The sequence below is a fragment of the Mesorhizobium sp. SEMIA396 genome (assembly GCF_024518615.1).
In the GTDB taxonomy this organism is placed as follows: domain Bacteria; phylum Pseudomonadota; class Alphaproteobacteria; order Rhizobiales; family Rhizobiaceae; genus Mesorhizobium.
The window spans coordinates 369,652-395,205 of record NZ_JANIFC010000005.1 but is presented as its reverse complement, the minus strand read 5'-3'; the positions used below and the strand labels follow the sequence as shown (position 1 = coordinate 395,205).

18 protein-coding genes are annotated in these 25,554 nt (G+C 64.1%); 3 read left to right on the top strand and 15 right to left on the bottom strand.

From position 1 onward, the window contains the following. Both NP503_RS15725 and NP503_RS15720 read right to left on the bottom strand, forming a co-directional pair. Positions 1 to 400 (bottom strand): filamentous hemagglutinin N-terminal domain-containing protein (locus NP503_RS15725; RefSeq protein WP_256754977.1); only part of this gene is annotated, 400 nt, incomplete at its 3' end. 10 nt (positions 401 to 410) lie between these two features. Continuing rightward, positions 411 to 2,117, bottom strand: a complete 1,707-nt coding sequence (locus tag NP503_RS15720; protein WP_127271536.1) for a ShlB/FhaC/HecB family hemolysin secretion/activation protein — start codon at positions 2,115 to 2,117, stop codon at positions 411 to 413. A gap of 455 nt (positions 2,118 to 2,572) precedes the next feature. On the opposite strand from NP503_RS15720, the gene NP503_RS15715 reads away from it, so the two are divergent. Together NP503_RS15715 and NP503_RS15710 are read left to right on the top strand one after the other, a co-directional pair. Then, complete coding sequence (locus NP503_RS15715; RefSeq protein WP_164748799.1) at positions 2,573 to 3,436, top strand: hypothetical protein; 864 nt, start codon at positions 2,573 to 2,575, stop codon at positions 3,434 to 3,436. A gap of 154 nt (positions 3,437 to 3,590) precedes the next feature. Continuing rightward, on the top strand, positions 3,591 to 4,457 hold the full coding sequence (locus NP503_RS15710; RefSeq protein ID WP_127271538.1) for a hypothetical protein: 867 nt from the start codon (positions 3,591 to 3,593) through the stop codon (positions 4,455 to 4,457). Between the two features lie 46 nt (positions 4,458 to 4,503). Here the strand turns inward: NP503_RS15710 and NP503_RS15705 are convergent, their stop codons facing one another. The 9 genes from NP503_RS15705 to NP503_RS15665 all read right to left on the bottom strand — a co-directional run bounded on the left by NP503_RS15705 (position 4,504) and on the right by NP503_RS15665 (position 18,338). Further along, positions 4,504 to 6,018: an aldehyde dehydrogenase family protein gene (locus NP503_RS15705; RefSeq protein ID WP_127270095.1), complete on the bottom strand. Its 1,515-nt coding sequence runs from the start codon at positions 6,016 to 6,018 to the stop codon at positions 4,504 to 4,506. 239 nt (positions 6,019 to 6,257) lie between these two features. Continuing rightward, a complete protein-coding gene (locus NP503_RS15700; protein WP_127270094.1) occupies positions 6,258 to 7,532 on the bottom strand; it encodes an RNA polymerase sigma factor in 1,275 nt (424 codons plus the stop codon). Next, a complete protein-coding gene (locus NP503_RS15695) occupies positions 7,529 to 7,903 on the bottom strand; it encodes a YciI family protein (RefSeq protein WP_127270092.1) in 375 nt (124 codons plus the stop codon). The genes NP503_RS15700 and NP503_RS15695 overlap by 4 nt, the downstream gene beginning before the upstream one ends. Positions 7,904 to 8,011: 108 nt before the next feature. Beyond that, positions 8,012 to 9,118 (bottom strand): DNA topoisomerase IB, encoded by a 1,107-nt coding sequence (locus NP503_RS15690; RefSeq protein ID WP_127271541.1) that lies wholly within the window; start codon positions 9,116 to 9,118, stop codon positions 8,012 to 8,014. Positions 9,119 to 9,217: 99 nt separating this feature from the next. Then, complete coding sequence (locus NP503_RS15685; protein WP_127271543.1) at positions 9,218 to 10,156, bottom strand: glycosyltransferase family A protein; 939 nt, start codon at positions 10,154 to 10,156, stop codon at positions 9,218 to 9,220. Between the two features lie 143 nt (positions 10,157 to 10,299). Beyond that, positions 10,300 to 11,184 carry a transglutaminase family protein gene (locus tag NP503_RS15680; RefSeq protein WP_127270501.1) on the bottom strand — a complete coding sequence of 295 codons (885 nt, stop codon included), beginning with the start codon at positions 11,182 to 11,184 and terminating at the stop codon, positions 10,300 to 10,302. A 67-nt stretch (positions 11,185 to 11,251) separates the two neighbouring features. Continuing rightward, the gene (locus tag NP503_RS15675) at positions 11,252 to 13,663 is read right to left on the bottom strand and encodes a circularly permuted type 2 ATP-grasp protein (protein ID WP_127270503.1); all 2,412 of its coding nucleotides are present in this window, start codon (positions 13,661 to 13,663) and stop codon (positions 11,252 to 11,254) included. A 6-nt stretch (positions 13,664 to 13,669) separates the two neighbouring features. Then, a complete protein-coding gene (locus NP503_RS15670) occupies positions 13,670 to 17,029 on the bottom strand; it encodes a DUF2126 domain-containing protein (protein WP_127271546.1) in 3,360 nt (1,119 codons plus the stop codon). Positions 17,030 to 17,141: 112 nt separating this feature from the next. Continuing rightward, entirely contained in the window at positions 17,142 to 18,338 is a 1,197-nt protein-coding gene (locus NP503_RS15665) for an acyl-CoA dehydrogenase (RefSeq protein ID WP_127268849.1), read from the bottom strand. Between the two features lie 138 nt (positions 18,339 to 18,476). Between NP503_RS15665 and NP503_RS15660 the strand changes: the two genes are divergently transcribed. Next, positions 18,477 to 19,388, top strand: coding sequence for a LysR family transcriptional regulator (locus NP503_RS15660; RefSeq protein ID WP_127268850.1), 912 nt, complete (start codon positions 18,477 to 18,479; stop codon positions 19,386 to 19,388). Here the strand turns inward: NP503_RS15660 and NP503_RS15655 are convergent, their stop codons facing one another. The 4 genes from NP503_RS15655 to NP503_RS15640 form a co-directional block, all read right to left on the bottom strand. Then, the gene (locus NP503_RS15655) at positions 19,389 to 21,716 is read right to left on the bottom strand and encodes a Tex family protein (RefSeq protein ID WP_127271550.1); all 2,328 of its coding nucleotides are present in this window, start codon (positions 21,714 to 21,716) and stop codon (positions 19,389 to 19,391) included. A 127-nt stretch (positions 21,717 to 21,843) separates the two neighbouring features. Next, a complete protein-coding gene (locus tag NP503_RS15650; RefSeq protein ID WP_127268197.1) occupies positions 21,844 to 23,025 on the bottom strand; it encodes a serine hydrolase in 1,182 nt (393 codons plus the stop codon). 37 nt (positions 23,026 to 23,062) lie between these two features. Further along, positions 23,063 to 24,259, bottom strand: coding sequence for a serine hydrolase (locus NP503_RS15645; RefSeq protein WP_127268196.1), 1,197 nt, complete (start codon positions 24,257 to 24,259; stop codon positions 23,063 to 23,065). 236 nt (positions 24,260 to 24,495) lie between these two features. Beyond that, positions 24,496 to 25,530, bottom strand: a complete 1,035-nt coding sequence (locus tag NP503_RS15640; protein ID WP_127268195.1) for an extracellular solute-binding protein — start codon at positions 25,528 to 25,530, stop codon at positions 24,496 to 24,498. Positions 25,531 to 25,554 lie beyond the last annotated feature (24 nt).

Below are 25,554 nucleotides of genomic sequence, written 5' to 3'. Positions count from 1 at the left end.
CCTTGCCGGTCTTGGAGATGGCAATGCCGTTGGGATTGACCAGGAACACCTGGCCATTGGCGTTGAGCTGGCCCGATATGGTCGATTTAGTGCCACCGGTGACGCGGTTCAGCATCGTTGCCGAGGACGATGGCTGGTCGATAGTGACTGTTGCGCCGGCGCCGATGGAAAAACTCTGCCAGTTGACGATCGCCGAACTGGTCGACTGCTTGATGGTCAGTTGCGACGACGATGGATTGGCGATGGTGACACCGCCGGACGCCACGCTGCCGCCTGTTGGCAGTTCCTGTGCTCGCGCCGACGTGAAGCCGACAAGTGCCGTCGACGTCAAAAGCAGCGCCATCAACGGCGCGCCGGTGCGGTTAAGGTGCCGCCGTGAGAGGTGGGCTTTGCGCTTCATGGTGATCTCTCTAGAACTGGACGGCGCCGCTGAGCGAAAAGCGATCGCTTGTCGGCAGGTGATCGTCGCGATGCTGGCGGCCCCATTCCAGCGTCAGGCTGGCGTTGGTCGCGTCACCCGCCAGCGCGGTGCCGACCTTAAGGCCAAGCCCGTATGACGCGCCGACGATGTTGGCCGTCTCGAGCGCGGTCGGCATTTCGAGATGCACCTGGCCGACAGCGCCGAACACGTAGGGAGACAACGAAACGATGCCGCCGGTGAACGGGACGTACCAGGGTGAGGACAGCTCGCCGCGCAGCACATAGCCGGAATCGCCCTGCAGCGCGCCGGCGTCGAAGCTCGACAGGCCGTTCGCGCCGACCAGCCCGATCTGTTCGGACTGCAGCAGCGGCTTGCCAAACGAGGTCTGCGCGCGGGCGTAGAGATCGAGGCCGAGATGGGCGGAAAGCGGCTGGCTGTAGCTGGCCGAGATCTCCAGCTTCTGGAAAGCGGCGTCGGCGCCCTGGCGCGACAGCGGCAGCAGCGGCGTCGCATCGGCGGCCGAGCGCGCGCCGAGCCCATCGATACCAAAAGAGGCAACGACGTTGCCGATGAAGACGCCGCCAAGCGGTGTGAACCAGGTGCCATCGAGACCGAGCCGGGCAATGCGCAATCGGTCCTCGGCGATCGGCAGCGAAATCGGCGTCACCGCGTCGAGCGTGTCGTTTTGCACGTCGAATGACAGTTCGGTGCTGATCGTAAGCGCGCGGCTGCGTATCCAGGGATAGCGAAGCCGCGCCGAATAACGCTCGAAAGCGCTGCCGAAGCCGAGCGTGCCGGGCTCGGCTGTCGGATTGGCCTGCGTGCGGCTGGCTTCCAGGTTGAGCGTCAGCCCGTCATAGCCGATCGGCACGACGATGCCGGCGGCATAGTTGCGATTGCGTGGGCCATCCGTGAACAGGCCGCTCTCGCCGCCATCGGGGTAGCCGCCGGCCCTGACATAGACGAGTTCGCCGAGGCCGAGCAATGAGTTGAAATCGACGCCGATGCCCGTAGACCAGCGCTGCAACGATGGCGATAGCGAGTTGTCCCCGGTCATTTGGCCGCCGATCGGGCGATATTTGCCGTCGATGACCAGCACGCTTGCGCCTTTGGCCGAGCCTGCCTGCAAGGTCGAGCGCAGCCGGGCGCCGGGCGTATCGCCAGCCAGCAGCAGCTTGCGTTCGATCGCCGACAGCTTGATGCTTTTCTGTCCAACGAGCGGCGCCAGCGTTGCCTCGACCCGCCCGCGTATGCGCTCGGGCAGATTGCTGGTGTCGATCCGTTCGAGAAAGCCATCGACGACGACCAGCCGGAGTCTTGCGCCGTCGTTGAGCTTCTGCGCCGGCAGCACCACCCGCACCAGCGCATAGCCGGCCCATCCATATTCGGTTTCGAGTTTTCGCGCCGCGGCAAAGATTTCCGCCGCCGTCACCGTGCGGTGCGCAAGGCCGGCAACGATCTTGCGTGTTGCGTCAGCCATGTCGGGCAAGCCGCCTTCGACGCTGACATCCCCGAGCTTGACCTTGAGCTTCCCGGCACCCGCCGGCGCTTCGAGGCCCACACCTTCGGGAATGGAAACACCTGCCGTGTTGGCTGCCGGCGGCGGCCGAAAGCTGGGCGGCGTGATCTGGCTGGCTGTCTGCGCGAATGCGCCGGCTTGAAGCCACAGGCACGCCGAGGCAACAAGCAGGATCAACCATCCCCCACGGGCTGCCAGCTCACCGAAAACTGGGTGACAGTCGTTATCCCTGCCAACCGCGATCTTGCTTGTATACTTCACTCAATCACTCGTCCTTCGAGGTAGAGTTCGGCAAAGCTTCGCCACCGCGCGAGATTTCATCGCTCGTTAATTGGCTTCTGCTTTCGAACTCATTTCCGGGAAGGCGTGCCCCCGCCGCTCGGATGTCGCGGAAACTATGCCGCGCTCTGGTGAACGTCAATTCAACGGGCGGCCGTCCGGCTGACTATTATTGGGAGGGGTTTTCCAAAGCGTAGCAACCGGTTAGCGGACCCCACCATGAACCGGTCGTGGCCTGCCCCATGTTCGGGTTGGGCTTGCTCTTCGCATTCGGTGCCTCTGGACACAGCTGTCGAAGGCTGGAAAATGTGGACGCGACTCCGCTGTTGGAGTTAACTCGGAACATGAGGAGGATGGCGCTGAATCTGGAAGACATTGCCGGCCATCCGGCCCTGCATCGCTGTGTCCAGGCACAGTCGTTGGCGCTGATCGACATCTATGAAACGAGCCCGCGACTGGCTTCCATTTTCGCCACGCAGCAGCGTTGGCTGATGGGTCATGTCGGCCTTGCCATGCATTTCAGGCGCGATCCGCACGACCGCCGCAAGGAGCTGACGGTATCGCGTTTCATCGAGTTCGTACACCAGCACGCGGTGGCCAGCCGCAACACGGCGGACGCTTTCATCAAGGAGATGCTGCACTATCATGTCGCCGAGTATGTTTCGGGTGGCGACGGGCGCACGCACCCCTTGCAGCCAACGGCGGCAACCGTGCAGACTTTCACCGGCTGGGTCCTTGCTCATCTGCAGACGCTGGATCATCTCGATGGTGCCGACCGGCTGGCCAGGTTCCTTGAGCGGCCCGACATGGTTGCCAGGCTGCAGCCTCTGGTCGCGGACGGCCTGCTTGCCTCCAAGCCGGTGCGTGAGCCCAACCAGACCTTTTCGCTGTTCATCTGGCTCAACAATGGCGGCATTGTCATGGACTGGCTGATGTCGGGCATCGACCCCGATCATGCCGGCCTGGACCGGATTCCGACCAGCGTGGTTTCGATCGGAGATTTCGCCAGATGGCTCAAGCTGTCGCGGACCCACCTCGCCCGCAAGCTGCGCGCTGCCGAGGAACTCGGCAGCATCGGCTGGCTCGGCCAGCGCGGCCATTCGGTGATGTGGGTGTCGAACACCTTCTACCAGGAGTACATGACCGTCCAGGCCGCCAAGCTGGCCATTGTCGATGCGGCATTCGCCGCCTGTTTTCCAGTCCCGGAAGACCGCTGAGGGTCGGCGCGATCGACATCTGCCCGGACCGAGAACATTGTCTCCTGGCGATCATAACCTGTTATAGACAGGGCGCGTCTGGACACGGGCCGTGAAGGCTGAGAATGTGATCTGCGTCTTCGTGGCCGTAAGGCTGGATCGGAGCATGGGGGGAATGACGCAGACCTTTGACCATATTGCCGGTCACCCGGCATTGCATCGCTGTGTCCGTGCCCAGGCGCAGGCGATGATCCAGGCCTATGGGATGAACCCGAGGCTCGCCTCGATATTTGCCACCCAGCAGCGCTGGTTGATGGCGCATATCGGCCTTGCCCTGCATTTCAGACGGGAGCCCGATGATTACCGCAAGCAGTTGACGGCGGCGCGTTTCATCGACGTCATCCGGGAGAATTCCGTCGCCAGCCGCAACACCGCCGACGCCTTCCTCAAGGAGATGCTGCATTACAATTTCATCGAGCACCTGCCGGCAACACAGGACGGCCGCATCCGCCCCATTCAGCCAACGGTGAACACGCTGGAGACGGTTGCCGGCTGGATGATGGCGCACCTGCACACGCTGGACAGTCTCAACGGTGCGAACCGTCTGGCGACGTTTCTGGAGCGGCCCGATGCTCTCGCCAGGGTGCAGCCGCTGGTGGCCGACGGCCTGATCTCCTCCAGCCCCGTGCGCGAGCCCAGGCAGACCTTTTCGCTGTTCACCTGGCTCAACAATGGCGGCGTCGTCATGGACTGGCTGATATCGGGCGTCGATCCCGACCATGCCGGCCTCGCTGAAATACCGACCGGCGTCGTCTCGATCGGCGATTTCGCCAAATGGCTCAAGCTGTCGCGAACCCACCTGGCACGCAAACTGCGGGATGCTGAAGACCTCGGCAGCGTTGGCTGGCTTGGCCAGCGCGGCAATTCGGTGATGTGGGTGTCGGGCGATTTCTACCGGGAATACATGACCGCCCAGGCCGTCAAGCTGGCTATCATCGATGCCGCGTTCGTCAAGGCCTTCGACTCGCCGGCAGGCAGCTGACCGGTGCGGCATCCCCGGTGCGGGGATGCCCAAGCCGGCGAGCCTTTCAGTCGATATCGAATGACACGCCCTGGGCGAGCGGCAGCGCCTTGGAATAGTTCACCGTGTTGGTGGCGCGCCGCATATAGGCCTTCCATGCGTCGGAGCCGCTCTCGCGGCCGCCCCCGGTTTCCTTTTCGCCGCCAAAGGCACCGCCGATCTCGGCGCCCGAGGTACCGATGTTGACATTGGCAATGCCGCAATCCGATCCGTCGACACCCAGGAAACGCTCGGATTCCTGCAGGTCTCGGGTGAAGATCGACGAGGACAGGCCTGCCCCCACGGCATTGTGCTCGTCGAGCACCGCGTCGAAGTCCGAATATTTCATCACGTAGAGGATCGGCGCGAAGGTCTCTTCCGTCACCGGTGACACCTGGCTTGGCATTTCGACCAGCGCCGGGTGCACGTAGTACGCATCCGGATGGCCGTTCTCGACCCGCGTGCCGCCGGTCACCTTGCCGCCATGGGCAGCGGCTTCCTTCAGCGCCTTCTGCATGGCGTCGAAGGCCGCCTTGTCGATCAGCGGCCCGACCAGCGAGGACGTCTCCAGCGGATTGCCGACAGACACACTCTCGTAGGCCTTCTTGAGGCGCGGAACCAAGGCGTCGTAGACGCTGTCATGCACGAACAGGCGCCGCAGCGTCGTGCAGCGCTGGCCGGCCGTGCCCATCGCTCCAAACGCAATCGCACGCAGCGCCATGTCGAGATCGGCGGTCGGGCAGACGATGCCGGCATTGTTGCCGCCGAGTTCCAGCACCGCGCGCGCAAAGCGCTTGGCCAGCCGCGGGCCGACGTCGCGGCCCATGCGGGTCGAGCCGGTTGCCGAAACCAGCGGCACTTTGGGGTGATCGACCAGGATCTCGCCGACGGCGCGGTCGCCGATCAGCACCGGCGCCAGGCCATCAGGTGCGTCCGCGCCGAAGCGCTCGACCGCACGCTTGAAGATAGCCTCGCAGGCAAGTGCGGTCAGCGGCGTCTTTTCCGACGGCTTCCACACCACTGCGTCGCCGCAGACCAGTGCCAGGGCGGCATTCCACGACCACACAGCCACCGGGAAGTTGAAGGCGGAAATGACGCCGACGACGCCGAGCGGATGCCAGGTTTCCATCATCCGATGGCCCGGGCGCTCGGTGGCGATGGTCAGGCCGTACAATTGCCGGGAGAGGCCTACGGCGAAATCGCAGATGTCGATCATCTCCTGCACTTCGCCGAGGCCCTCGGACGGGATCTTGCCGACCTCGATCGAGACCAGCCGGCCAAGCTCGGCCTTGTGCGTACGCAGCTCCTCGCCCAGCAGCCGCACCAGTTCGCCACGCCGCGGGCCTGGCACCATGCGCCAGGCTTGGAAGGCCTTGTGCGCGGCATCAATGATCTTAGCCGCTTCGGCCGGCGAGATCGTCCTCAGCGCCGCGATCTGCTCGCCCGTCACCGGGCTGCGCACGATCAGGTCGCCGCCGACAAGCGTCTCCTTGGCCACACCCAGTTTCGCCAGCAGTTCGGTCGTTTCCTTGCCTATCGTCATTCTTGTCCCTTTCAGATCCAGTCGCTCATAATGCATGTCGCCCAAAAGTGCCCCGCGGTTTTGGGACAACGACATGCACAAAAGGCATGCCGGTCAAAGCCTGGCGTCATGCTGCCCGCGTGCACAAAGGCACCTCAGGCACGATCATCGCGTGGCATTACTCGTTTCAAGGGAAAATCACCACCCCGGCATGGTCTAAGCCCAAACTGCACGATTGAGCCAGATGGGGCAGATGGCGCTCAGTTTGCCTTCTTGGCCGGTGGGCGTACCGCACCGTCCCTGATCAGCCGGTCGATATGCATGCGGATATGTGCCGCTTCCGCCGCCGTGTTAGCAAGCGCTATGGCGCGGTCGAAGGCGACGCGCGCCTCGTCCCCCCGGTCGAGTTGCATCAAGAGGCCCCCCTTGAGGCCGAAAAAATGGAAATAGCCGGAAAGCCGTTCTTCCAGCGGCTCGATCATGGCCAGCGCCTCTGCCGGTCCACGCACCTTCGAGACCGCGACAGCCCGGTTGAGCGTGACCACCGGCGACGGCTGCATCTGCTCCAGCAAGCGATAGAGCAGGTCGATCTCGTTCCAGTCGGTATCCTCCGCCTTTTCGGCCCGCGCGTGCAGTGCGGCAATCGCCGCTTGCACCTGGTAGGGGCCGGGCTTGCGATGGCGTAGCGCCTTGTCGACCAGCGCCAGCCCCTCATCGATCATCTTGCGGCTCCACAGGCTGCGATCCTGGTCTTCGAGCAGCACGATCTCGCCGCTCTCGTCGAAACGGGCCGGTGCGCGCGCATGCTGCAGAAGCAACAGCGCCGTCAGCCCCATGATCTCCGGCTCGGTCTGGAACAACCGCAGCAGGAGCCGTGCCAGCCGGATCGCCTCCTCGCACAGCGGTGCGCGGGCCGGCGCCTCGCCGCTGTTGGTCGAATAGCCCTCGTTGAAGACCAAGTAGACCATGGCGGCGACGGCGGCGAGGCGTTCCGACCGCTCGACCGCGCCCGGCGTCTCGAACGGCACGCCGGCGTCCGCAATGCGCGCCTTGGCGCGAGTGATGCGCTGCTCCATGGCGCTTTCGCCAACCAGGAAGGCGCGCGCGATCTGCTTGACCGTAAGACCGGAGACGATGCGCAGCGCCACCGCGATCTGCTGCGTTGCCGGCAGATCAGGATGGCAGCAGATGAACAGCAGCCGCAATATGTCGTCGCGGTAGTGCGCCCCGTCCAGCCGCTCGGCGATATCGCTCTCGGCGTCCTCCAGATCCGAAACCTGGTCTTCCTCCGGCATCGGCGCCTGCTTGGCGCGCTTGCGCACCGCATCGATGCCGCTGTTGCGGCCGACGAAGATCAGCCACGCCGCCGGGTCGCGCGGCGGCCCGTTCTGCGGCCAGTTCTTCAGCGCCCTGAGGCACGCGTCCTGGAAAGCTTCCTCCGCCGTATCGAGATCGCGGAAATAACGCAGCAGCGCACCCATCGCCTGCGGGCGGGCGGCGCTGATCGCGGAGCTGATCCAGGCCATTTCGGTCATGCGGAAACCTTGGCGGGATTGAAGATCGAGACCGGCCGGATCTCATAGGAGCCGCCGCTCGGGTTGACTTCGGAAAGCTCGCGGGCGAACTCCACCGCCTCGTCGAGATCGGCGCATTCGAGCGTGTAGAAGCCGAGGAACTGTTCCTTGGTCTCGGCGAACGGCCCGTCGATGACGACCGATTCGCCCTTGACCTTTCTCAGGGTCGTCGCGGCGGTCGTCGGCAGAAGCCGTGCCACCGGGCCGAGCCGACCAGCCTTGGCGTACTTGTCCTGAACGTCGAGGAGATTGGCCATGACCTCGTCGTCCTGTGCCTTGCTCCAGGAGCAGACGACATCTTCGGAGGCATAGCAGAGGATTGCGTAGAGCATGGCGGGTCCTTTTCTCTGTCAAAGGACGAAACAGTAAGACCGATCCCGACACGACGTCGATAAAAAAATCCAGATGTAGACGGATTTGGCCACGGCCAGCCGCGCCGGTCAGCTTTCTCCCAGTTTCAGCCATCGCAGCACGAGAGCTTCCTCGTCATCGAGACCATCGATGGAGCGTTTGCGTTTGTTGGCTTGTGCCATTTCATTCAGCAACCGCCCCTCGGACCACGCTTCGAAGACCCGCGGATGGATATAGCATTTGCGGCAGACGGCGCGCGTATTGCCCAGCCGCTCGGCAACCTTGTCGATGACGCTGTTCATCGCCCTGTTTCGCTGTGCCTGGCTTTGCGGCAGTTCCGTTTGGGCAAACAGCGACGCGGCGTGAATGGTGCCGCCCCAGGTGCGGAAATGCTTCGAACTGAAGGCGTCACCGACCGCCTCACGGATATAGCGGTTGACGTCCTCGGAGCGGACCGGCCGCCTGTTGCCGTCCTCATCGAGATACTGGAACAGCTTCTGGCCTGGCAGGTCCTGTGCGCCGCGCACAATCCTGGCGATGCGGCGGTCGACCAGCTTCAGCTTCCACTCCTTGCCCGACTTGCCCTTGAAGGCAAAGCGCAGGCTTGAACCGACAATATCCACATGCCGGTCGCGCAACGTGGTCAGCCCGAAACTCTTGTTGTCGCGGGCGTAGGCGGCATTGCCGACCCGGATCATCGTGTTATCGAGCAGCCAGACGACCGCGGCGACGACACGCTCGAACGGCAGGCCACGACGGCGCAGATCGCTGTCGATCCTGTGCCGCAGGTCCGGCAGGCTCTCGGCGAAAGCAACCAGGCTCGAATATTTGGCACCATCGCGCTCTTCGGCCCATTGCGGATGATAGCGATATTGCTTGCGTCCGCGCTGGTCCCTGCCGGTTGCCTGGATATGGCCGTCCGCGTCCGGCGAAATCCACACATCCGTCCAGGCCGGCGGAATGACGATCGCCTCGATGCGGGCCCTGGTAGTGTCCGAAACTGTCCCTCCGTCCGGCCCCTGGTAGGAAAACCCCTTGCCCGTCTTTAGCCGTCGGATACCGGGCTCGGCATCGCTGACATAGCTAAGCGACGCATGGTCGGCCGAGCTTTGTGCCCCGTTTTTGGGCGCACCATCTGGCGATACAGCGTCCTCGCCAGCCGGTCGGCTGGGCGACAATCCGGATTTTTGCAACATGTCGGCTCCACGCGAATTCCGTAGATAAGCCACTGGCCGACCGCTGGTTCCACCCGCCGTCCGAAAAGCGCCTCGCGCCGATATCGCGGTGGCTGGCGCCTACAGAGCGCCTTGCAGCTTGATCGGCGGCGCGGACAAACGCCGCCGCGCCGCGAGCTTGAACCTGTAGCGCAGGCAGCGCCAAGCTTCTGAGCGCCGCTTCGGCGCGGCCGCGGCTACCGCCAGGAAGCGCGCCGCGGTGCCCAGGTCGCCGCGCGCATAGTGGACCCGGGCGATCTTGAGGGCGACAAGCCCTTCCCTGGCCTTGAGCGCCGACAACGGGATGTTGCAGTCGGTGAGTGTGCGCAGTTCCCGGCGCCAGTCCAGAAAGCGCCGCACCGGGTTGAGGGCAAAGCGGTCATCGGAACGTACCGGCGAAACCTCATAGACCATGACAGGTTGCGAGACCATGGCGAGCGATGCCTTGCTCATCAGCCGTGCCCAGAACAGCGTGTCCTCGTCATAGGCCATTCCGATGGGGAACCGCGTCTCGCCGATCAGGGTCCGCGATGCCAGAACGCTGCCCACGGCGACCGAACGTATATCGCCTTTCACATAGGCCGAGGCATTTGCCAGGCACGCAGCCTGATAGCCGTTCGGCATCTTGATCTGCCGGTCCTGGCCGTTCACCCGTCGCCGGTAGGCACCCACGATCATGTCGGCCTCCGGCCGCTCCTGAGCCTTGCGGAGCAGTGCGCGCAACCCGCCCCGCAGATGCAGGTCGTCGGCATCGATCAGGTAGACCCAGGAATAGACCGCTTCGGCCAGCGCCACATTGCGGGCACCGCCTGCATCGCGGCATTTGGCCGACAGCACGCGCAGCGGCAACGAGAGTTGTGCCGCGGCCTCCCGCGCGATGGTTGCCGTGCCATCGGTCGACGCATCGTCGACCAGCAATATCTCGCCGATGATCTCGGCCTCGCTGCGTAGCGATGCCAGCGTTGCAGCAATGGTCGCCGCCGCGTTACAGGCAGGAATGACGACGCTGATTGCTCTCAATTACAAAACCTCGCGCCATGCGCTTGAGGATACAACTACCGTCACCCCGAAACGAATACAGACTAGCGGCCGCATCGGTATTTGAGAAGCAGTCTTGTCCATCCCGAATTGCGGCGCAAATACCGCTGCGTGTACGACCTGCTTCAGGCTCTTTCGAGCACGACCGGAATGACGTCGACAGCTTGCTCGCCAACCTGTCCCCCCGTGGTCTTGAGCACGCCGACGATCGGCGCCACGTCCGAATAGTCGCGGCCGTGGCCGACGGTGATATGGTCGTTGCTGGCCCGCATGCCGTTGGTCGGATCGAATTCCTGCCAGCCCGCATCGCGCCCGCACCAGACCTTGACCCAGGCATGCATGGCATCGGCGCCTTCCAGCCGGGGCTTGCCCTTCGGCGGGATGGTGCGCAAGAAGCCGCTGACATAGCCGGCCGGAATACCGAGCCCGCGCAGGCCGGCGATCATGATGTGTGAAAAGTCCTGGCAAACGCCGCGCTTCAACTTGAAGGCATCACTGGCCCGGGTCCGCACCGTTGTCGCTTCGCCGTCATAGGTGAAATCGCGATGGATGCGATTGCACAGGCTCACGGCCGTGCCGGCGGCGGAGCCGGCGATGCTGTCGCGTGCGTAAGCGGTGATCGCATCGTCGATGCCGGCATGGGTGCTGGCCGTCAGGAAGTGGTGCGGTGCATCAGGTGCCAGAGACCGCATCGCGGCGAGTTCTTGCCTCAGCCGGGCGATATCGGGCGACACGTCGAGCCCGGGCTCGGGCCGAGACACCGACACGCGGGCGCTCATCCTGATGTCGAGCGCGTCATGCGCGTCGCGAAAGGCGATCGAGGTGACGTTGTTGCCGAAGAAATCGGAAAAGTCGGAACGTTCGTTGGGTGCCGGCGCAAAGGACAGGGATGCGGCGATGACACGCTGCACGCCTGATATCGTCGACGGCAGTACGCGCACCTGATGACGACCGCCGCCGGCCGCCGCAGCGTAATCGTAATGCAGATGAAGCCTGATGTCGTAGAGCATGTTCTATTTTTCTGCCTTTGCGCAGGTTCTTGTCGCAAAACCCGTGCGACACTTTTGCGGAACCTGCTTAGCCGAAATAGGCTTTGGCGAGGCTGTTGTAGAGGCCGCCGATTTCATAGGCGAGGTCGTCCAGCGCCTTTGCCGTCATATCCGAAGGCTCCTTGATGGCGATCTGGGTGTTGAGCTGCAGGATTTCCTTCGCCGCCGGCGACATTTGTCCCTCCCCGCCGAGCGACGGCAACAGGCCGATTTCGGCCTTCAGCCTTTCGAGCTGGAACAGGATGGAGCGCGGATTGAGCGGATCGAGCGCCAGCAGGTCGATCACCGTGCGCCGACCGGCCTGCACCGGATATTGGCGGCGATGGGTCATCACGCTGTCGCCGATTTCCAGCATCATGTCCAGCGCGCCGTCCGGCGCCTTGGCGCTGGTCAGCCGCGACAGCGTGCGGGAGATCTGGATACCGCGCTCCAGCCGGCGGCCGATCTCGAGGAAGCGCCAACCGGCGAAGCGGTACATGTTCTCGTGCAGCAGGCCGGAAAAGCCGGCGAGCTTGCGCAGGATGACCGTCATCGCCCGGGTCGCGTCGTCGCCGGGCGCGACCGTCGTTGCGAACTGATGGATGGTTTTCGACAGGTCCTTCAGCGCCAGCCAGCCATCGGGCGAGAAGCGGTCGCGGATCTGCCCGGCGCTGTAGACCGCACTATCCAGCGTGCCGATCAGCCCTGACGGGATCGCCGTCTCCACATCGATGCCGAAAGGTTCGAGATAATCCCTGATGTCGGCGAGCAGCGGCATATCCGGGTCGGAGGTTTCGGCGAGCCGCACATGGTAGGCGCGCAGGATGCGCACCGTGTCTTCCGAGCGCTCGATATAGCGGCCGAGCCAGGTCAGGTTCTCCGCCGCGCGACTGGGCAGGCTGCCGGGCCTGGTGCGGCTGAAACTGTCGCCTTCTTGCGGCAGCAGCGTCTCGCGCTCCACCGGTTTGTCGCTGACAACCCAGACATCCGCCGCCTGGCCGCCACGCTGCATGGCGATCGCCGTCGGGTCGAGCGACAGGCCGATTCGGGCAAAACCGCCCGGCATCACCGTCCAGCCCTCCGGCGTTCGCGCCAGGTAGACGCGCAGGCTGGCTGGCCGCGGCTCCAGCCAGCCGCCGACATAGACGGGCGTCGTCGAAAGCGTCACCGCTTCCTGGCCGACGAAATCGCCGCCATCACGTTCAATGCGCGCCACCAGTTCCGCCCGCTCCCCGGCCGACAGAGCCGAGCCTAGCTTCGTTGAATCGTCGTCCTCGAAGGCAAGCCTCGTCGACAGCGCCGGCCCGATCACCATGCGATCGATGTTGGCCAGCACATGCGCGCGTTCGGTTGCTTGCCCGCACCACCATGTCGCGACGCTTGGCAGCAGCAATTCCTCGCCCCGCAAGGCCCGTGAAATCTTGGGCAGGAAGGCAAGCAGCGCGCGCGTCTCCATCAGGCCGGAGCCCAGCGCGTTGACGGTAGCAACCGCGCCCTGGCGGATCGCCTCGACCAGGCCCGGCGTGCCGATCTGCGAATCCGCGCGCAGTTCAAGCGGATCGGCGAAGGCGGCGTCGAGCCGCCGCCACAACACGCTGATCGGCATCAGGCCGGAAACTGTGCGCACCATCAGCCGGCTGCCGGAGACGGTCAAATCCTCGCCTTCGAGCAGCATGATGCCGAGGTAGCGGGCGATGTAGGCGTGCTCGTAATAAGTTTCGTTGAGCGGCCCCGGCGTCAGGATGGCGACGCGGCCGTCGGTTTCCTTGGCCATGCCGATCAGCGCGTCGCGAAAACGGCGGAAAAAGCCGGCAAGGCGGTGCACATGCATCTCGCCATAGATGTCGGACAGCGCGCGCGTGGTGGCGACGCGGTTTTCCAGTGCGAAACCGGCGCCGGACGGCGCCTGCGTGCGATCACCCAGCACCCACCATCGGCCATCAGGCCCGCGGCCGAGTTCGAAGGCGCAGAAATGCAGGAAGTGGCCGCCGGCCGGCCTGGTGCCGACGACAGGCCGCAAATATTCCGGGCTGGCGGCGATCAATCCCGCCGGCAGGATGCCTTTCTCGACCAGCCGGTTCGGCCCGTAGATATCGGCGATGGTTTCCTCGAACAGGTCGGCGCGCTGCACGAGGCCGGCGCTGATCGCCGCCCACTCGCTCTCCTCGATGAGAACCGGGACATGCGCCAGCGGCCATTCGCGCTCATTGGCACCGGCCTTGTCATAGACGCGGTAATAGACGCCGGCATCGCGCAGATACTGGTCGGCGCGGGCAAAGCGCTGGCCGAGCTTTTCAGCGCCAAGTTCCTCGAGCGCCTCGACAAAATGCTTCCAGGCCGGGCGAGGATTGCCTGACGCATCGACCATCTCGTCGACGACGCCGTCGATCGGCTGGTAGTGCTCCAGCAGGCTGTGGGTCTGCGGCTTGCCGCGTCCCCTCTTGTGATTCCCCTTTGCCATCGCTGATCAGAGTCTTGCCGGCCGCCGAAGGTCAAGGGTCATCGGGAAATCTTCCGCCGGTTGTTCTTCACGGATCACATAGGCGGATGGCGTATGACCGCGCGGTTCGAAGCGGGCGAGCCGCCGAGCTTCCGCCTCGTTGCCATTGACCGGAAAGGTGTCGTAATTGCGCCCGCCGGGATGGGCGACATGGTAGACGCAGCCGCCGACCGCACGTCCCGACCAGCGGTCATAGATGTCGAAGACCAGCGGCGTGTTGACCGGCAGCGCCGGATGCAGGCCCGATGCCGGCTGCCAGGCCTTGAAGCGGACGCCCGCCACCGCGACCTCTCTGTTGTCCGTCACCTTCATCGGCACGATACGGCCGTTGCAGACGATCGCGTGGCGCTCCGGATTCAACCCTTCGGTCTTGACCTGCAGCCGTTCGACCGAGGAATCGACGAAACGCACGGTGCCGCCGATCGCGCCTTGCTCGCCCATGACATGCCAGGGTTCGAGCGCCTGCCGCAGTTCCAGCTTGATGCCGGCATGCTGAACCTGACCGCAGAAGGGGAAGCGGAATTCGAGCTGGGCGTCGAACCATTCGGGCCTGAATTCGAAGCCGTTGAGCTTGAGGTCGTCGAGCACGTCGAGGAAATCGGCCCAGACATAATGCGGCAGCATGAAACGATCGTGCAGTGAGGTGCCCCAGCGCACGAAGCGGCCATCGAGCGGGCTCTTCCAGGCACGGGCAATGATCGCCCTGACAAGCAGTTGCTGCGCGAGGCTCATGCGTGCATTGGGCGGCATCTCGAAGCCGCGGAATTCGACCAGTCCCAGCCGACCGGTCGGTCCGTCCGGCGAAAACAGTTTGTCGATGCAGATTTCCGAACGATGCGTATTGCCGGTGACGTCGGTCAACAAATTGCGGAACAGCCGGTCGACCAGCCATGGCAAGGGTGCGTTGCCCCGGTCCGGATGCGGTACCTGCGCCATCGCGATCTCAAGCTCGTAGAGCGAGTCGTGACGCGCCTCGTCGAAGCGTGGCGCCTGGCTGGTCGGCCCGATGAACAGGCCGGAGAACAGATAGGACAGCGACGGATGGCGCTGCCATTGCAGCACCAGGCTCTTCAGCAGGTCCGGCCTTCGCAGGAAGGGGCTGTCATTGGGTGTCGCACCGCCGACCACGACATGGTTGCCGCCGCCGGTGCCGGTGTGGCGGCCGTCAATCATGAACTTGTCGGCGCCAAGCCGTGTCTGCCGCGCTTCCTCATAGATCGCCGTCGTCGTCGCCACGCAATCCTGCCAGTTGGAAGCAGGATGGATGTTGACCTCGATGACGCCGGGATCAGGCGCGACGCGGATGACGTTGAGGCGCGGATCGTGAGGCGGGCCGTAGCCCTCGATATGCACGGGAAGGCCGATCGCCTTCGCCGCGTTCTCGGCCGCAGCGACCAGTTCGAGATAGTCTTCCAGCGCCTCGACCGGCGGCATGAACACGCAAAGCCGCCCATCGCGCGGCTCGACCGAAAGCGCGGTGCGCACCGCGCCGCCGATCTCGGTGATCTCTTGTTCGACCCGGTCCTGCTGGCCGGTCGCAGCGGTGAACGATGCCGCTTGCTGGCGGCGCGCCATCTCGTCGGCGCCTTCCAGTTCAGCCGGAGCCGCCGAGGACAGGATGGCTTCACGCGTGGGCAGCGGTCCGCGTGGCAGCGACGGATCGACCGGCACGATGTAGGGGAATTGCTCCGGCGGCACATAGGGCAACGTGCCGAGTGGCAGGCGGTAGCCGACGGGTGAGTCGCCGGGTACCAGGAACAGCCGGCCGCGCCGCGTCTTCCATTTTTCCGAGCGCCAGCGCGGATCCGATGCCTGGCTATTCCAGCGCTGCACCGGCAGCACATAGCCGGACGGCTTGGTCAGCCCGCGTTCGAACACTTTCGCCATGCGGCTGCGTTCTTCCGGGTCCTCCAGCCTGGAGTTGGACGGATCGACATTGTCGGGCAGCTTGCCTTCCTTGAGCAGCCATTCGGCCGGATCCTCATAGGCTTCGCTGACCATGGTCTTGTCGATGCCGAGTTCGCCGGCAATCGCGGTGAGCAGGCTTTCGGCCTGCTTCGGGCCGATATCGGCCTCGCTCTTTTCGCGTGCGATCAGGGACGGATCGCTCCACACTGGCTGGCCGTCGGCACGCCAGTAGAGCGAAAAGGTCCAGCGCGGCAGGCTTTCGCCCGGATACCATTTGCCCTGGCCGTAGTGGAGAAAGCCGCCGGGCGCGAAGCGCTCGCGCAGTTTACGGATCAGTTCGTCCGCCTTTTCGCGCTTGGTGGGACCGACGGCGGCGGTGTTCCACTCGGCCGACTCGAAATCGTCGATCGACACGAAGGTCGGCTCGCCGCCCATGGTGAGCCGCACGTCCCCGGCCGCGAGAGCGGCATCGACCTTGTTGCCCAACGCATCGAGAGCCTGCCAGCTTTCGTCCGAGAACGGCTTGGTGATGCGCGGATGTTCGGCGATGCGGTCGACCCGCATCTCGAAGCCGAATTCGACATTGGCGAAGCTTGCCAAGCCGGAAATGGGAGCCGCGTTGCGGAAATGCGGCGTCGCCGCCAGCGGCACATGGCTTTCGCCGGTGAGCAGGCCAGAGGTCGGATCGAAGCCGATCCAGCCGGCGCCGGGAAGATACACCTCGCACCAGGCATGCAGATCGGTGAAGTCTATCGCCGTTCCCGGCGGACCGTCGAGTGCTACCAGATCGGGCTTCAGCTGGACCAGGTAGCCGGAAACGAAGCGCGCGGCGATGCCGAGGTTGCGTAGGATCTGCACCAGCAGCCAGCTCGAATCCCGGCACGACCCTTTTTTCGCGGCCAAGGTCTCTTCCGGCGAGAACACGCCGGTTTCCATCCGCACGATATAGGCGATCTCGCGCTGCAGCCGAGCATTGAGGTCGACGAGGAAATTGACGGTATTGGGAGCGCTGCGATCAATGGTGTTCAGCAGCGCCGACAGCAGCGGTCCCGCCGGTTCCGGCGTGCGATAGATGGCGAGATCGTCGCGGATTTCTTCCGGATACTCGAATGGAAACGCCTCGGCCGACGGCTCGACGAAGAAATCGAACGGATTGTAGACCGTCATGTCGGCGACGAGGTCGACCTCGATCTTCAACTCCGTCACCGGCTCCGGAAACACGAAGCGGGCTAGGAAGTTGCCGTAGGGGTCCTGCTGCAGATTGACGAAGTGGTTGGCCGGCTCGACCTTGAGCGAATGGCTCAGCACCTTGGTGCGGGAATGCGGCGCCGGCTGCAGCCTGATGATCTGGGGCCCGAGAACCACCGGCCGGTCGTACTTGTAGTGGGTCAGGTGGTAGACAGCTGCCAGAATTGCCATGGAGCCCCGGAATTCAGCGTTTCAAACGATTTCGCTGAACCCTGACACATCTGGCGACCATTCTCCAAGCAGAGATGTTGCGGTGCACCTAATTTAAGCAACGGTTGCCGGCTCAGAAAAACGCCTGTATCCCCGTCTGCGCCCGTCCCAGGATCAGCGCATGCACGTCATGCGTGCCTTCATAGGTGTTGACCGTCTCCAGATTCTGCGCGTGGCGCATGACGTGGTAGCCGATCTGGATACCGTTGCCGCCATGCATGTCGCGGGCCTGGCGGGCGATGTCGAGCGCCTTGCCGCAATTGTTGCGCTTGACGATCGAGATCATTTCCGGCGCCATCTTGCCTTCATCCAGCAGTCGCCCGACGCGCAAGGATGCCTGCAGCCCAAGCGCGATCTCGGTCTGCATATCCGCCAGCTTCTTCTGGTAGAGCTGCGTGCCGGCCAGCGGCTTGCCGAACTGCTTGCGATCGAGACCGTATTGGCGGGCGCGGTGCCAGCAATCCTCGGCGGCGCCCATCGAGCCCCAGGAAATGCCGAAGCGAGCCCGGTTGAGGCAGCCGAACGGTCCGCCAAGGCCTTTTGCGTTGGGCAGCAGCGCGTCTTCGCCGACCTCGACGCCTTCCATCACCACCTCGCCGGTGATCGACGCCCTCAGCGACAGCTTGCCGCCGATCTTCGGCGCCGAAAGCCCCTTCATGCCCTTTTCCAGCACGAAGCCACGGATCTCGTCCTTGCCGTTCTCGCCCTTCAGCTTCGCCCAGACGACGAACACGTCGGCGACCGGCGCGTTGGAAATCCACATCTTCGAACCGGACAGCTTGTAGCCGTTGGCTGTCCTCTCGGCGCGTGTCTTCATGCCGCCCGGGTCGGAGCCGGCATCCGGCTCGGTCAGGCCAAAACAGCCGATCCACTCGCCGCTGGCAAGCTTGGGCAGGTACTTCCTGCGCTGTTCGTCCGAGCCATAGGCGTAGATCGGGTACATCACCAGCGACGACTGCACTGACATCATCGAGCGATAACCCGAGTCGACACGTTCGACTTCCCGCGCGACCAGCCCATAGGTGACGTAGTTCGCGCCAAGCCCGCCGAATTCCTCGGGGATGTTGATGCCGAGCAGGCCGGCCTCGCCCATTTCGCGGAAGATCGCGGCATCGAAAGTTTCGTTGAGGTAGGCGTCCTCGATCCGCGGCGCCAGTCTGTCGGCGGCGAAGGCGGCCGCGCCGTCGCGCACCATGCGCTCGTCTTCCGAAAGCTGGCCCTCGATCAGGAACGGATCTTCCCAGACGAATGCGTTCTTGTCGGCGGCCATCGCGTTTCTCCCAAACCAATGCATGTCGCTCAAAACGATGACATGCATGAAGCAAAATGTTGGCCCGTTCTATCGGCCTGCGCCTCGAAAAAATCAAACGAAATTGATTCACCGATCAATGAGCTCTAGGAATGGGTCATGAGTGTCCAACGCCGCCTTTTGCCCAACATAAGCGCCCTTGCCGCCTTCGAGGCTGTGGCCCGGCTGGGCAGTTTCACCGCTGCCGCCCAGGAGCTCGATTTGACCCAGGGCGCAGTCAGCCGGCAGATCAGATCGCTTGAAGACCAATTCGGCCGCCGGCTGTTCGAACGCGACAGCCGCAATGTCAGGCTGTCGACATCGGGCGAAATCTACGCCGAGGCGGTGCGTTCGGCACTTGGCCAGTTGCGTGACGCAGCCCTTGGATTGATGAGCAATCGGCATAGCGGCATCCTGAACCTTGCCATTCTGCCGACCTTCGGCACGCGCTGGCTGATGCCGATGATCCCCGATTTCGTCGAAAGCAATCCCGATATCACCATCAATTTCGTCACTCGCGTCGGCCGCTTCGACTTTGCCAGGGAGAGGCTGGATGCCGCCATCCACTATGGCCTGCCGGACTGGCCTGAGGCCGACTCGACACTGTTGGTGCGCGAAACCGTGGCGCCGGTCGTGTCGCCCGAATTCCTCGCCGGCCGCGCCATCGCCTCACCGGCCGATATCGGCCGCCTGCCGCTGCTGCACATGGCGACGCGTCCTGGCGCCTGGACCGAATGGTTCGAGCATCAGGGCCTGAGCGCGCCGACCGGGCCCGGCATGCAGTTCGAGCAGTTCGGCACCGCCGCCCAGGCCTGCATGGCGGGGCTCGGCGTGGCGCTGCTGCCGCTGATCCTCATTGCAGGTGAATTGCAGCGCGGCCAGCTGGTGCCGGCGCCAGGCCGGCCCATGCAAAGCCGCAGCGCCTACTATCTCGTCGTCCCACACGACAAGCGAGGCCATCCGCCAGTCGCCAGTTTTCGCGACTGGCTGCTGGGCCAGGTCGAGAAGGAGCCGGCCGTTCTGGCGTGGTAGCTACTTCCGCTTCAGCGCATCCGCCAAGGCAGCACCGAATGCGCCTTGCTGTGCCGGCCGCTCCGGCTGGCGTTGCTGCGGTGCCGGCGAACGTGGTGCCGGCCTGCCGCCACCATTGTCGCGTGGCCCGCCACGCGGTGCGCCACCCTCGCCGCCATCCTTGCGCATGGAAAGCGCGATGCGCTTGCGCTTGATGTCGACGTCGACGACCCGCACCTTGACCACATCGCCGGCCTTGACCACCTCATGCGCGTCCTTGATGAACCGGTCGGCCAGTTGCGAGACATGCACCAGCCCGTCCTGATGCACTCCGATATCGACAAAGGCGCCGAAGGCGGCCACATTGGTGACCGTGCCTTCGAGCAGCATGCCGGGCTTCAGATCCTTGATGTCGTCGATGCCGTCGGCGAAGGTCGCCGTCTTGAAGCCCGGGCGCGGGTCGCGGCCCGGTTTTTCCAGCTCCGCCAGGATGTCGCGCACCGTCGGCAGGCCGAAACGCTCGTCGACGAAGACGCGCGGGTCGAGTGCCTTCAGCGCGGCACTATCGCCCATCAACGACCGCACATCGCGCCCGCAGGCGGCGACGATCTTCTTCGCCACGCCGTAAGCTTCCGGATGCACAGAGGAGGCATCGAGCGGTTCGCTGCCATTGGCGATGCGCAGGAAACCGGCGGATTGTTCGAAGGCCCGAGGTCCGAGCCGCGGCACCTTGAGCAGATCTTTCCGGCTGGCGAAGGGCCCGGTCGCATCGCGATGGGCGACGATCGCGTCGGCCAGAGACGCGCCGAGACCTGAAACGCGCGCCAGCAGTGGCGCCGAGGCGGTGTTGAGATCGACGCCGACGGCGTTGACCGCGTCTTCCACCACCGCCTCCAACGAGCGGCCGAGACGGTACTGGTCGACATCGTGCTGGTACTGGCCGACGCCGATCGATTTGGGCTCGATCTTGACCAGTTCTGCCAGCGGATCCTGCAGCCGCCGGGCAATCGAGACGGCACCGCGCAACGACACGTCGAGGCCGGGGAATTCCGCCGCCGCCGTCGCCGATGCCGAATAGACCGAGGCGCCGGCCTCGCTGACGATCACCTTCAGGGGCTTCGGACCACCATCCGCCGGCATGTCGGACAGCATGTCGGCGACCAGCTTTTCCGTCTCGCGGCTGCCGGTGCCGTTGCCGATCGAAATCAGCTCGACCTTGTGCAGCCGGATGAGCTTGGCGAGCTCCGCCTGCGTGCCGCGCACATCATTCCTGGGCGGGAACGGGTAGACGGTCGTCGTGGTCAGCACCTTGCCAGTGCCGTCGACCACCGCCACCTTGACGCCGGTGCGGATGCCGGGGTCGAGCCCCATAGTGGCGCGCGAACCGGCGGGCGCCGCCAGCAGCAAATCCTTGAGGTTACGGGCGAACACATGGATCGCCTCTTCCTCGGCCCGCTCGCGCAGGTCGCGCATCAAATCGAGAGTCAGGTGCAGCGACAGTTTTATCCGCCAGGTCCAGCCCGCCACCTCCATCAGCCAGCGGTCACCCGGCAGGCTGCCTCCGATGGCATAGGCATTGGCGATCATCCGCTCGACCGGCTTCACCGGCGACGTATCATCGGCATCGACCTCGATGTCGAGCGAAAGCACCTCCTCGTTGCGGCCACGCAGCATCGCCAGCGCGCGATGGCTCGGCACATTTGCCCAGCGCTCGACATGGTCGAAATAGTCGGAGAATTTCGCACCGGCTTCCTGCTTGCCGTCGACCACCCTGGCGCGCATGAAGGCGCGCTCCTTCATGTAGCTGCGCAATTTTCCGACCAGATCGGCATTCTCGGCGAATTGTTCCGACAGGATGTCGCGCGCCCCTTCGAGCGCTGCCTTGGTATCGGCCACCTCTTCGCTGACATAGGCCAGTGCCAGTTCGGCAGGCACCAATGAGCGGTTCGCCAAGATGGCTTCGGCCAGCGGCCCCAGCCCGCGCTCCCTGGCGATCTCGGCCTTGGTCCGGCGCTTGGGCTTGTAGGGCAGGTAGATGTCCTCAAGTTCCGCCTTGGTGCTGGCGGCGACGATCTTGCCTTCAAGCTCCTCGGTCAGCTTGCCCTGTTCGCGGATCGAGCCAAGGATGCTGTCGCGGCGCGCATCGAGCTCACGCAGATAGGCAAGGCGTTCGGCAAGATCGCGCAATTGCGTGTCGTCGAGCCCGCCGGTGACTTCCTTGCGGTAGCGCGCCACGAACGGCACTGTCGCGCCCTCATCGAGCAGTTCAATCGCCGCGGCCGCCTGTTCGGGCCGCGCGCTGATCTCGGCCGCGATGATGGCTGCAATGCGCTTGATGTCGGATGCCATGTCGTACCTGCTCTCGTCCAAAGAGCGGCGACCATAGGCGCAGACGTCCGGTCCGCCAACCGCCGCGTTTCCATGAGCCCGGCGGGTCCACAGGAAAGCGCGCGCTAATGTGGCGGCCAAGCGAGGATCAGACCATCCGGCTCAGCGCCTCGAAGAAGGCGACGATCTCGACATCGAGCGGATCGTCGACCGGCTCGGGCTGCGACGACATCTTGGCGATCACCACTTTGGTCCTGGGATCGACATACAGCCACTGGCCATGAATGCCGATGCCGCAATAGGCGCCGTTCGGCAAGCCCGTCTGGTACCATTTGTTGCGATAGCGGCCCTTCGGGAACAGCGGCTGCATCGCGCCGCGCTGCCAAGCGTCGGAACTGCCGCCGCTAGCAACCGTATCGCGCACCCAGGCTTCCGGCACGATGCGGCGGCCATTGGCCACCCCGCCTTGCCGCATCATCTCGCCAACACGCGCCAGGTCGCGCGGCGTCACCGAAATACCGCCGGCCGTGCGCGCCGTGCCTTCCATGTCGACGCCGATCGAGGCTTCGCCGACAGCGCCGAGCGGCAGCCACAGCTTCTCGCGCATCAGGTCGGTGAACCGCTGGCCCGACGCGCGCTCGAGCAGCAGTCCGAGCAGGTCGGAATTCGGCGAGCGGTAGCGGAAGGTCTGGCCATGCGGCTCTGCAAGGCGTTGCAAGGTCAAAATGAATTCGCGCAGGCTCTCCGTGCCGCCGCCCGGATTCCACAGCGTGGCGCGACGATAGCGGGCGAAAGCGCTCTCCGGATCGAGATAGGCTTCCTCGAAATCGAGGCTGACGCTCATGTCGAGCACATGCCGCACGCTCGCATCGCCATAGGCCGAGCCGGCGGCTTCAGGGATGTAGGCCGTCACCGGCGCTTCCGGGTCGAATACGCCCTCGCCTTCCAGAATGCCGGCAATGATGGCGGTCAGCGACTTGCTGATCGAAAAGATGATGTGGCGGGCGCCGAAATCCATATGCGGGGCGAACCAGTCGCCGACGATCTTGCCGTCTTTCATCACCGTCAGTGCGTCGGTGCTCGAACGCGCGAGAAATTCAGCCACTGTCTCCGATGTGCCGGCGATCGCGACCTTTTCGCCGAGCAGGCCGCCCATATCGCGCACGGGGGTTTCGACAACGCCCGACGTCGCCGCCACGCGGGCGGTCGGCACCAGTTCGCCGAGGTTCTGGAACGACCACCGGTTGAAGGGGTTCTCGCGCCAGTTGGCGAGCACCACCTGGTTGCGCCGGAAGCCATAGCGGGTCTCGAACACGGTCTTGCCGGTCATGGCGTTTCCTTCCGGGTCGTTTTTTCTTTGTGGGGGCTCAGCGAAGTGCCGTGGCGATAGCGTGCACGGCCTTCAGCGTCGCTATGGAATAGGCACCATTGGCGAAATCCGGCCAGGTCGAAAGCTTCACCACGACCATTCCGGTGTTCCAGTCGATATGGATCATCTGACCGAACACGCCGCGGCACATCAGTGCGCGCGAGCGCGGATCCTCGATCCAGAACTGGTTGCGATAGCTGCCCTCCGGCAGGCTGGGGCTGAAGTCCGGCCCATGCCTGCCGTTGCGCGTCGCCTCGACCCAGCCGGCCGGCACGACGCCGCCACCATTGTCGAGGATCAGCTGGCCGAAGCGGCCATAGTCGCGCAGCGTCGCGTTGAAGCCACCGTCGGCCACCGCATAGCCGGCGCTATCGACCGTGAAGCAGGCGCTTTCATCAGCGCCGAGCTTTTGCCAGAGTTCTTCCGAAACCACCTGCGGCAGCCGTTTGCCTGTCACCCGCTCCATGATGAAGGCAAGCACGTCGGTCTCGATCGAGCGGTATTCGAATTGAGCCCCGTGCGGGCGGATCGTGTCCTTCAAGCCGAGGATCAGCTCGAACATGTGCGAGGGCCAACGAAAGGCCGGATCGCTGTCCAGCGGCACCGGCTTCCAGCCGGTGGCGACATCGACCTGGCCGATGTCGGAATAGCGGTCGGTATATTCCTCTGAGAAACGGACGCCGCTGGTCATGTCCAGCACATGCTGGACGCTGGCGCCGGTCCAGCCGGTAACGCCGAGTTCCGGCAGGTAATCTGTTACCAGTCTGGCCGGATCGATCAGGCCGCGCCCGACCAGTATGCCGAACACCGAACCGGTAACGGACTTCGCCATCGACTGCGACAAGTGCAGCGTGCGCTCATCCATGCCGTTGAAATAGCGCTCATAGGCGACCTTGCCGTCCTTGAGCACCAGAAAGCCGTCCGTATAGGTCTCGTCGAGCAACCCGGCGAGCGTCGTCGGCATGCCCTCGCTGTCCTCGACCGCCAGCCCGTCGAGATCAACCTCGGCGCGTTCGAAGCGGTGGCGATGGCCATTGCCGCGCCAGACTTCGGCGGTCGGCAGAATTTCACGGATGTGCTGGAACGCCCAGCGGTTCCACGGCGGCCGGTCCCAGTCGAGCTTCGGCGGTACCATGGCGGGCGGCGAGCCCTGCATGATCGGCGGCCGCGCGTCGCTGTTGCGGTATGACTGCATGAGAATCCCCTGCCGCCGCATGCCGCTCTTCAGTTCACTTGAATGAGGGCGGTCTGCACAGCGGACGAAAAAGCCCCCGATTGGGCCTTTCGAGTGACGAACGCCCGACGCCATGGCGAAGAGCAATGCCGGCAGGCCAGGTGAGGGGCGGCGCGAACGCTGCGAATTCAGCGCTACCCCTCATACGGCCCTTGACCCGCCGTCTTCCAACTCGCGCGGAAGAAGGCGGAGTGCCGCTATTTCTGAACGTCCGTCCAGATGCGCGTGTAGAGTTGCTGCACCTCAGGCGAGCAAGGGGTGAGGAACTCGCCCGCTTTCTCCAGTTCTGGCGGTACCACCAGTTCGGGCGCATCCTTCATGTCGGCTGGCAAGAATGCCTGCGAGCCCTTGATGCCATTGGCATATTTGGCGAAGGCGGAGATCATGGCGGCGTTCTCGGGATCCATGATGAAGTTCATGAACAGCTTGGCGTTGTCGACATTCTTGGCATCCTTGAGGATGGCAACACTGTCCATGAAAAAGGGGAAGCCCTCCTTCGGGTAGCCGAACTTGATGTCGGGGTTCTTGATGCGCGAGCGCATGATGGCGCCGTTCCAGTAGTAGACGGCCGAATAGTCGCCGGCCGGTAGCTTATCGGTCACGCTATAATCCATGGCCAGCCATTTCGGCTTGGCCTCCACCAGCTTGTCGCGCACTTTCTTGAGCAATTCCTTGTCGTCCGTGCACCAGTTGCCGCCCAGATACTTGATGGTGGCGAACAGCACGTCGTTCATTTCCGGCGCGACATTGATCTTGCCAACCAGTTCCTTCGGCGGATCGAGGAAGATGGCCGAGGTGTTGATGTCGCCGTCATAGACCTTTGTGTTGACGCCGATGCCGGTCACGCCCCACTGCCACGGAACCGTATAATGACGGCCCGGATCCCAGGGAACGTTCACCCAGCGCTCGTCGACATTCTTGAAGTTCTCCATCTGGTCGGGCCGGGCCTCAAGCAGAAGCCCTTCCTTCACCCAGATCGGCACGTAGTTGGCCGACGGCACCACAATGTCGAAGCCATGACCACCGGCGCGTACCTTTGCTAGCGCGGTGTCGTTGGAGTCGTAGTCGGTGGTCGTCACCTTGACCTTATAGGTATCCTCGAACTTCTTGATCATCTCGGGGCTAGTGTAGTCGCCCCAATTAAAGATGCTGAGTTCGCCTTCCGCATACGCGCTGCCCGCAAAGGCAAACATTGCGAATACCGCCGTGGCAGCCGTGGTCTTCCATTTCATTGCTATTCTCCCGTTTGGCAATCG